General features: G+C 45.1%; 16 protein-coding genes. All 16 read right to left on the reverse strand.

The window, feature by feature from the left end; genetic code table 11:
- Nucleotides 1-163: 30S ribosomal protein S8 (gene rpsH, locus AB4307_RS18300; protein ID WP_136981977.1), on the reverse strand; the 163-nt coding region annotated here is incomplete at its 3' end.
- A 29-nt stretch (nt 164-192) separates the two neighbouring features.
- A complete protein-coding gene (gene rpsN / locus AB4307_RS18305) occupies nt 193-498 on the reverse strand; it encodes a 30S ribosomal protein S14 (RefSeq protein ID WP_004738789.1) in 306 nt (101 codons plus the stop codon).
- Nucleotides 499-514: 16 nt separating this feature from the next.
- On the reverse strand, nt 515-1,054 hold the full coding sequence (gene rplE / locus AB4307_RS18310) for a 50S ribosomal protein L5 (RefSeq protein ID WP_004738790.1): 540 nt from the start codon (nt 1,052-1,054) through the stop codon (nt 515-517).
- Nucleotides 1,055-1,078: 24 nt separating this feature from the next.
- Nucleotides 1,079-1,396, reverse strand: coding sequence for a 50S ribosomal protein L24 (gene rplX / locus AB4307_RS18315; protein WP_004738792.1), 318 nt, complete (start codon nt 1,394-1,396; stop codon nt 1,079-1,081).
- Nucleotides 1,397-1,407: 11 nt separating this feature from the next.
- Nucleotides 1,408-1,779 (reverse strand): 50S ribosomal protein L14, encoded by a 372-nt coding sequence (gene rplN / locus AB4307_RS18320; RefSeq protein ID WP_004736740.1) that lies wholly within the window; start codon nt 1,777-1,779, stop codon nt 1,408-1,410.
- A 162-nt stretch (nt 1,780-1,941) separates the two neighbouring features.
- Complete coding sequence (gene rpsQ / locus AB4307_RS18325) at nt 1,942-2,196, reverse strand: 30S ribosomal protein S17 (protein WP_004736739.1); 255 nt, start codon at nt 2,194-2,196, stop codon at nt 1,942-1,944.
- Entirely contained in the window at nt 2,196-2,387 is a 192-nt protein-coding gene (rpmC, locus tag AB4307_RS18330) for a 50S ribosomal protein L29 (protein ID WP_004736737.1), read from the reverse strand. The genes rpsQ and rpmC overlap by 1 nt, the downstream gene beginning before the upstream one ends.
- Nucleotides 2,387-2,797 carry a 50S ribosomal protein L16 gene (gene rplP / locus AB4307_RS18335; protein ID WP_004736736.1) on the reverse strand — a complete coding sequence of 137 codons (411 nt, stop codon included), beginning with the start codon at nt 2,795-2,797 and terminating at the stop codon, nt 2,387-2,389. Before rplP ends, rpmC begins: the two co-directional genes overlap by 1 nt.
- An 11-nt stretch (nt 2,798-2,808) precedes the next feature.
- A complete protein-coding gene (gene rpsC, locus AB4307_RS18340; RefSeq protein ID WP_004736734.1) occupies nt 2,809-3,507 on the reverse strand; it encodes a 30S ribosomal protein S3 in 699 nt (232 codons plus the stop codon).
- An 18-nt stretch (nt 3,508-3,525) separates the two neighbouring features.
- Nucleotides 3,526-3,858: a 50S ribosomal protein L22 gene (rplV, locus tag AB4307_RS18345; protein ID WP_004736732.1), complete on the reverse strand. Its 333-nt coding sequence runs from the start codon at nt 3,856-3,858 to the stop codon at nt 3,526-3,528.
- 10 nt (nt 3,859-3,868) lie between these two features.
- Nucleotides 3,869-4,147: a 30S ribosomal protein S19 gene (rpsS, locus tag AB4307_RS18350; RefSeq protein WP_004736729.1), complete on the reverse strand. Its 279-nt coding sequence runs from the start codon at nt 4,145-4,147 to the stop codon at nt 3,869-3,871.
- Between the two features lie 19 nt (nt 4,148-4,166).
- Nucleotides 4,167-4,991, reverse strand: coding sequence for a 50S ribosomal protein L2 (rplB, locus tag AB4307_RS18355; RefSeq protein ID WP_010435149.1), 825 nt, complete (start codon nt 4,989-4,991; stop codon nt 4,167-4,169).
- A 14-nt stretch (nt 4,992-5,005) separates the two neighbouring features.
- Nucleotides 5,006-5,308 (reverse strand): 50S ribosomal protein L23, encoded by a 303-nt coding sequence (rplW, locus tag AB4307_RS18360; protein WP_004736765.1) that lies wholly within the window; start codon nt 5,306-5,308, stop codon nt 5,006-5,008.
- The gene (gene rplD / locus AB4307_RS18365) at nt 5,305-5,907 is read right to left on the reverse strand and encodes a 50S ribosomal protein L4 (protein ID WP_004738803.1); all 603 of its coding nucleotides are present in this window, start codon (nt 5,905-5,907) and stop codon (nt 5,305-5,307) included. The genes rplW and rplD overlap by 4 nt, the downstream gene beginning before the upstream one ends.
- Before the next feature lie 16 nt (nt 5,908-5,923).
- Entirely contained in the window at nt 5,924-6,553 is a 630-nt protein-coding gene (rplC, locus tag AB4307_RS18370) for a 50S ribosomal protein L3 (protein WP_004736763.1), read from the reverse strand.
- A gap of 14 nt (nt 6,554-6,567) precedes the next feature.
- A complete protein-coding gene (gene rpsJ, locus AB4307_RS18375; RefSeq protein WP_004736761.1) occupies nt 6,568-6,879 on the reverse strand; it encodes a 30S ribosomal protein S10 in 312 nt (103 codons plus the stop codon).
- Between the last annotated feature and the right edge of the window lie 473 nt (nt 6,880-7,352).

Consider the following 7,352-nt stretch of genomic DNA (forward strand, 5'->3'; position numbering starts at 1 on the left):
CTTCGCTGTTAACAGCGAAGTCTACGATGTAACCTTCAGCTTTAAGTAATGCAGCAATTGCAACTTTAAGCTTTGAAGAAGGCATTTTTACAGCAACTTTGTTTGCTGCCTGACCGTTACGAACTCGGGTCAGCATATCCGAAATCGGATCTTGCATGCTCATAAGATTTACTCCAAATGATTAAGTGGCAATTACCAGCTAGCCTTACGAAGACCCGGAATCTCGCCTTTCATGCAAGCTTCACGAACCTTAATGCGGCTTAGACCGAATTTACGTAGGTAACCGTGTGGACGACCAGTTTGGTTGCAACGGTTGCGCTGACGTGATGCACTTGAATCACGTGGAAGAGATTGCAGTTTAAGAACCGCATTCCAACGATCTTCTTCAGATGCGTTTACATCGCTAATGATAACTTTTAGCGCAGAACGCTTTTCAGCGAACTTAGCTACTAGTTTTGCACGTTTAGCTTCACGTGCTTTCATTGATTGTTTAGCCATAACAGTAACCCTACCCTTACTTACGGAATGGGAAGTTAAAGGCAGCCAGCAGAGCTCGGCCTTCCTCATCGGAACCCGCAGAAGTCGTGATAGTGATATCAAGACCGCGGACACGATCGACTTTATCGTAGTCGATTTCCGGAAAGATGATTTGCTCGCGAACGCCCATGCTGTAGTTACCGCGACCGTCAAAAGACTTAGCGCTAACACCACGGAAATCACGTACACGTGGAAGTGCGATAGAGATTAAACGCTCTAAAAATTCCCACATGCGCTCACCACGCAAGGTTACTTTACAACCAATTGGGTAGCCTTCACGAATTTTGAAACCAGCTACAGATTTACGCGCTTTAGTGATAAGTGGCTTTTGACCAGAGATCGTTGCCATATCAGCTGCTGCGTTTTCTAGCAGTTTCTTATCGTTGATTGCTTCACCAACGCCCATATTTAGGGTGATTTTCTCAATCCTAGGGACTTGCATGACGCTTGTGTAGCTGAACTCTTTGGTAAGCTCAGCGACTACAGACGACTTGTAGTAATCATGCAGTTTCGCCATAGTAGAACTCCAAATTACTTCTAATTAGTTAGAAACAGTTTCGCCGTTAGATTTGAAGAAACGAACTTTCTTGCCATCTTCGATACGGAAACCGATACGGTCTGCTTTACCAGTAGCCGCGTTAAAAACAGCAACGTTAGAAGCATCAATAGCTGCTTCTTGTTCAACGATGCCACCTTGTTGACCTAGAGCCGGAACCGGCTTTTGGTGTTTCTTAACAAGGTTGATGCCTTCAACGATAACTTTACCAGTTGTCAGAACCTTAGTTACTTTACCTTTCTTGCCTTTATCTTTACCAGCAAGAATGATTACTTCGTCATTACGACGGATTTTAGCTGCCATATTGCCGCTCCTTACAGAACTTCAGGTGCTAGTGATACAATCTTCATGAATTTCGCGTTACGAAGTTCACGAGTCACAGGACCAAAGATACGTGTGCCGACTGGTTGCTCAGTAGTGTCATTTAACAATACACAAGCATTACTGTCGAAGCGAATGACAGAACCGTCTGGGCGACGAACGCCTTTACGGGTGCGCACTACTACCGCCTTCAGAACATCACCTTTCTTTACTTTACCGCGAGGAATCGCTTCCTTCACTGTAACCTTGATGACGTCACCGATATGTGCATAACGGCGGTGAGAGCCACCCAGAACCTTAATACACATTACCTTGCGCGCGCCAGAGTTATCTGCTGCGTCAAGTGTACTTTGCATCTGGATCATTGTTAGTGCTCCGCTAAATATTAAAACTAGACCCTCTCGGGTCGGGCTGCCTCTTTAAAAGGGACGCGAATTGTACCACCCTTTTTTTAAATTGGGTAGACAAAAAACAAGCGGCTCCAAAAAATAATTTGGAGCCGCTTATAAGTTATAGAATTACAAAGATTAAATCTTCGCTTTTTCTAGAACTTTAACCAATGTCCAAGACTTAGTCTTAGACAGAGGACGACACTCAGCGATTTCAACTTTGTCGCCTAGGCCACAAGTGTTGTCTTCGTCGTGTGCGTGTACTTTAGTCGTGCGTTTGATGAACTTACCGTAAATTGGGTGTTTTACAGTGCGTTCAATAGCAACAACGATAGACTTGTCCATCTTGTCGCTTACTACACGGCCTTGCTGGATGCGGTTAGTTTCGCTCATTATGCGCCTGCCTTTTCAGTCAAAACAGTTTTCACACGTGCGATGTCACGGCGTACAGCTTTTAGAGTATGAGTTTGCTGAAGTTGACCAGTTGCAGCTTGCATGCGCAAGTTGAACTGTTCACGTAGCAAATTCAATAGCTCAGCGTTAAGCTCTTCAACGTTCTTTTCGCGTAGATCTTGTGCTTTCATCACATCACCTGCTTAGTTACAAAAGTAGTTTTAACAGGCAGTTTACGTGCCGCTAGGCGGAACGCTTCACGTGCCAACTCTTCAGGTACGCCATTCATCTCGTACATAACTTTGCCTGGTTGGATTTGAGCAACCCAGTACGCAACTGAACCTTTACCTTTACCTTGACGAACTTCAAGAGGCTTTTCAGTAATTGGCTTGTCTGGGAATACACGAATCCAGATTTGACCTTGACGCTTAATGTGACGTGTCATAGCACGACGTGCCGCTTCGATTTGACGTGCAGTCAGACGACCACGGCCAACAGCTTTAAGACCGAATTCGCCGAAGCTTACTTCAGTACCTTTAGCTAGACCACGGTTACGACCAGTCATAACCTTGCGGAACTTAGTACGTTTTGGTTGTAGCATCGTTCGACTCCTTACTTACGGCCTTTACGCTGCTTCTTAGGCTTATCGCCTTTTGGCTCTACTGCGTTAGCAGCTGGCATACCGCCTAGAATCTCACCTTTGAAGATCCAAACTTTAATGCCGATCACACCGTATTGAGTGTGAGCCGAAGAAGTTGCGTAATCAATGTCTGCACGTAGAGTGTGTAGAGGCACACGGCCTTCACGGTACCACTCAGAACGTGCGATTTCAGCACCGCCAAGACGGCCGCCTACTTGTACTTTGATGCCTTTAGCGCCTAGACGCATAGCATTTTGTACCGCACGCTTCATTGCACGACGGAACATAACACGACGCTCTAGTTGAGACGCGATGCTATCAGCTACAAGCTGACCATCTAGCTCAGGCTTACGTACTTCAGCGATGTTAATTTGCGCTGGTACACCTGCGATTTTAGCTACAGCTGCGCGTAGCTTCTCTACGTCTTCACCTTTCTTACCGATAACAACGCCAGGACGAGCAGTGTGAATAGTCACACGGATGCTCTTAGCTGGACGCTCGATAACGATACGAGATAATGATGCTTTTTGTAGTTCCTTTGTAAGGAACTGACGTACCTTGAAGTCGCCGTCTAGGTTGTCAGCGAATTCGTTGGTATTAGCAAACCATGTAGCATTCCAAGGCTTAACGATGCCAAGACGAATACCATTAGGATGTACTTTCTGACCCATTGCTTACTCTCCTAGTCTTTAGCGATCTGCTACAACAATAGTGATGTGGCTTGAACGCTTCAAGATACGATCCGCACGACCTTTAGCACGAGGCATAATACGCTTCATGATAGGGCCCTCATCTACGAAGATTTTAGCGACATTTAGATCGTCGATATCTGCACCTTCGTTATGTTCCGCGTTAGCGATAGCTGACTCAAGAACCTTCTTAACTAATACAGCAGCTTTTTTGTTGCTGAAAGTTAGAATTTCTAGAGCTTGGTCTACCGACTTACCGCGAATTTGGTCTGCAACTAAGCGAGCTTTCTGTGGAGAAATACGAGCAAAGTTATGTTTAGCTAAAGCTTCCATCATCTACTCCTTATTTCTTCTTAGCTTTCTTATCTGCAGCATGACCGCGATAAGTACGAGTTGGTGCAAATTCGCCCAGTTTGTGACCGATCATTTCTTCGGTAACGAAAACTGGAACGTGCTGACGACCATTATGGACAGCGATGGTCAAACCAATCATTGTTGGGATGATCATTGAGCGACGGGACCAAGTCTTAATAGGCTTTTTGTCTCCGCTTTCCACCGCTTTCTCTACCTTCTTCAGCAAGTGTAGGTCAATAAAAGGACCTTTCTTGAGAGAACGTGGCATGGCGATTCCTCTTTATAAATTATTTAGTGCGACGACGTACGATGTACTTGTCAGTGCGCTTGTTCTTACGAGTCTTGAAGCCCTTAGTAGGAACGCCCCAAGGAGAAACTGGGTGACGACCACCAGATGTGCGGCCTTCACCACCACCATGTGGGTGATCCACCGGGTTCATTACTACACCACGTACGGTTGGACGTACGCCGCGCCAGCGTGAAGCACCAGCTTTACCAAGTTCACGTAGCATATGCTCAGAGTTACCAACTTCACCGATCGTTGCACGACCTTCAGAAAGAACTTTGCGCATCTCACCAGAACGTAGACGGATAGTTACGTATGCACCATCGCGAGCGATGATTTGAGCATAAGCACCAGCCGAACGAGCTAGTTGAGCACCTTTACCAGGCTTAAGTTCAACACAGTGTACAGTAGAACCTACTGGGATGTTGCGCATCGGCAGAGTGTTACCTGCTTTGATTGCAGCATCTACGCCAGATTGAATCTGGTCGCCTGCGTTAACACCTTTAGGTGCAATGATGTAACGACGCTCACCGTCTGCGTACAGAACTAGAGCGATGTTAGCACTACGGTTTGGATCGTATTCTAGACGCTCAACTTTCGCTGGGATGCCATCTTTAGTACGTTTGAAGTCAATTACACGGTAATGGTGCTTATGACCACCACCGATGTGACGTACTGTAATACGACCGTTGTTGTTACGACCACCGTTCTTAGAGTTTTTCTCTAGAAGTGGTGCGTATGGCTTACCCTTGTGTAGGTCAGCGTTAACAACTTTAACGACGTGACGACGACCAGGGGAAGTCGGCTTACATTTAACAATAGCCATTTTTACTACTCCTGTTATTCCGCGCCGCCAACGAAGTCAAGATCTTGACCTTCTTTCAAAGTAACGTAGGCTTTCTTAACGTCTGAACGACGGCCTTCACGCATACCTTGACGTTTGGTCTTACCCTTTAATACAAGAGTATTTACAGACTTAACTTCAACTTCAAATAGCTTTTCTACAGCTGCTTTGATCTCTTTCTTAGTTGCATCTTTAGCTACTTTGAAAACGATAGTGTTCGCTTTCTCAGCTGCCATAGTTGCTTTTTCAGAGATGTGCGGAGCACGTAGAACTTTTAAGATACGCTCTTCAGTGATCATGCTAGCATCTCCTCAACTTGCTTAACTGCGTCAGCAGTCATTAGAACCTTGTCGAAAGCGATTAGTGATACTGGATCAACACCAGCAACATCACGTGCATCTACTTTGTATAGGTTACGAGCAGCTAAGAATAGATTTTCATCTACTTCGCCAGTCACAATCAGAACGTCGCTTAGCTCAAGCTCTTTAAGCTTAGCTACAAGTTCTTTTGTTTTTGGTGCTTCTACAGAGAAGTTATCAACAACGATTAAACGCTCTTGACGAACTAGCTCAGAAAGAATGCTCTTCATAGCACCGCGGTACATTTTTTTGTTTACTTTTTGGCTGTGATCTTGTGGTTTCGCAGCAAAAGTAACACCACCTGTACGCCAGATTGGGCTACGAATTGTACCAGCACGTGCGCGGCCAGTACCTTTTTGACGCCATGGCTTAGCGCCACCGCCAGATACTTCAGAACGAGTCTTTTGAGCACGAGTACCTTGACGAGCACCTGCTGCATATGCAACAACTACTTGGTGTACAAGAGCTTCGTTGAAGTCACGTCCGAAAGTAGTCTCGGAAACAGTTAGTGCATCAGCACCTTTAACCATCAATTCCATTACTTACTCCTAGACGTTATGCTTTAACAGCAGGTTTTACGATCACGTTTCCGCCTGTTGAGCCCGGTACTGCACCTTTAATAAGGAGTAGATTGCGCTCAGCGTCAACACGTACGATCTCTAGGTTTTGAGTCGTTACACGCTCAGCACCCATGTGACCTGCCATTTTCTTGCCTTTAAACACGCGGCCTGGAGTTTGACATTGGCCAATTGAACCCGGTGCGCGGTGAGACAAAGAGTTACCGTGAGTCATATCTTGAGTAGAGAAATTCCAACGCTTGATAGCGCCTTGGAAGCCTTTACCTTTAGATGTACCAGTAACGTCTACTTTTTTAATTTCGTTGAAAAGTTCTACGTTTAGCTCAGCGCCAACTTCAAACTCTTCGCCGTTTTCTAAACGGAATTCCCAAAGACCGCGACCTGCTTCTACACCCGCTTTCGCGAAGTGACCAGCTTCAGGTTTAGTTACACGGTTAGCTTTCTTAGCACCAGTAGTTACTTGGATTGCTGCGTAGCCGTCTGTCTCAAGAGTTTTAACTTGAGAAATACGGTTCGCTTCAACCTCAACAACAGTTACTGGGATAGAAACGCCTTCTTCAGTAAATACGCGGGTCATACCCACTTTACGTCCGACTAGACCAATCATTATTCTTATCTCCCTTAACCTAGGCTGATTTGAACATCAACGCCAGCTGCAAGATCAAGACGCATTAGAGCATCAACAGTTTTATCTGTTGGCTCAACGATGTCGATCAAACGCTTGTGAGTACGGATTTCGTACTGATCACGTGCATCTTTGTTGACGTGTGGAGAGGTAAGAACAGTGAAACGCTCTTTACGAGTAGGAAGTGGAATAGGACCACGAACCTGTGCGCCAGTACGTTTTGCTGTTTCAACGATTTCCGCAGTTGAAGCATCGATTAGCTTGTAATCAAACGCTTTAAGGCGGATACGAATACGTTGGTTCTGCATGAGACAGAGCTCCAATTATTAAAAATTACACAAACAATATCGCCACTCAAACCCGATAAAACGAGAGAATGCCGATTGATTTATGTGAAACCGTAGCACCCAAAATTAGGACGCATTGTCAGTTAACTTTTGAAGTAAACAAGAAGTTTACTATTTTTATTAACCGCGAACATAAGCTGAGTATACATTACTAGGTAAGACCTACTCCTCAGTGCTCATTGGTTCACAACCAGCGTTAGCCAGTGCGATGCATTATACAGATCACACTTTAGTATGCAAGTAGTGTTGGAAAAATAATCGCAATTTATTGGAAGTTGGTTTTGTATCGAGAGGGAAGAAGACAGATGGAAGGTAATATTTCTTTTGAGAAAACAAAAGGGAAGCCGAAGCTCCCCTTTTCAGATGCGTGCTCTTCTAATGAAGAGAGTGCAAAAATCTAAATGCTATTAAGCGAAGATTTTAGCTACAACACC

This window comes from Vibrio sp. 10N.261.52.C2, from assembly GCF_041471425.1.
GTDB classification, from domain to species: domain Bacteria; phylum Pseudomonadota; class Gammaproteobacteria; order Enterobacterales; family Vibrionaceae; genus Vibrio; species Vibrio crassostreae_C.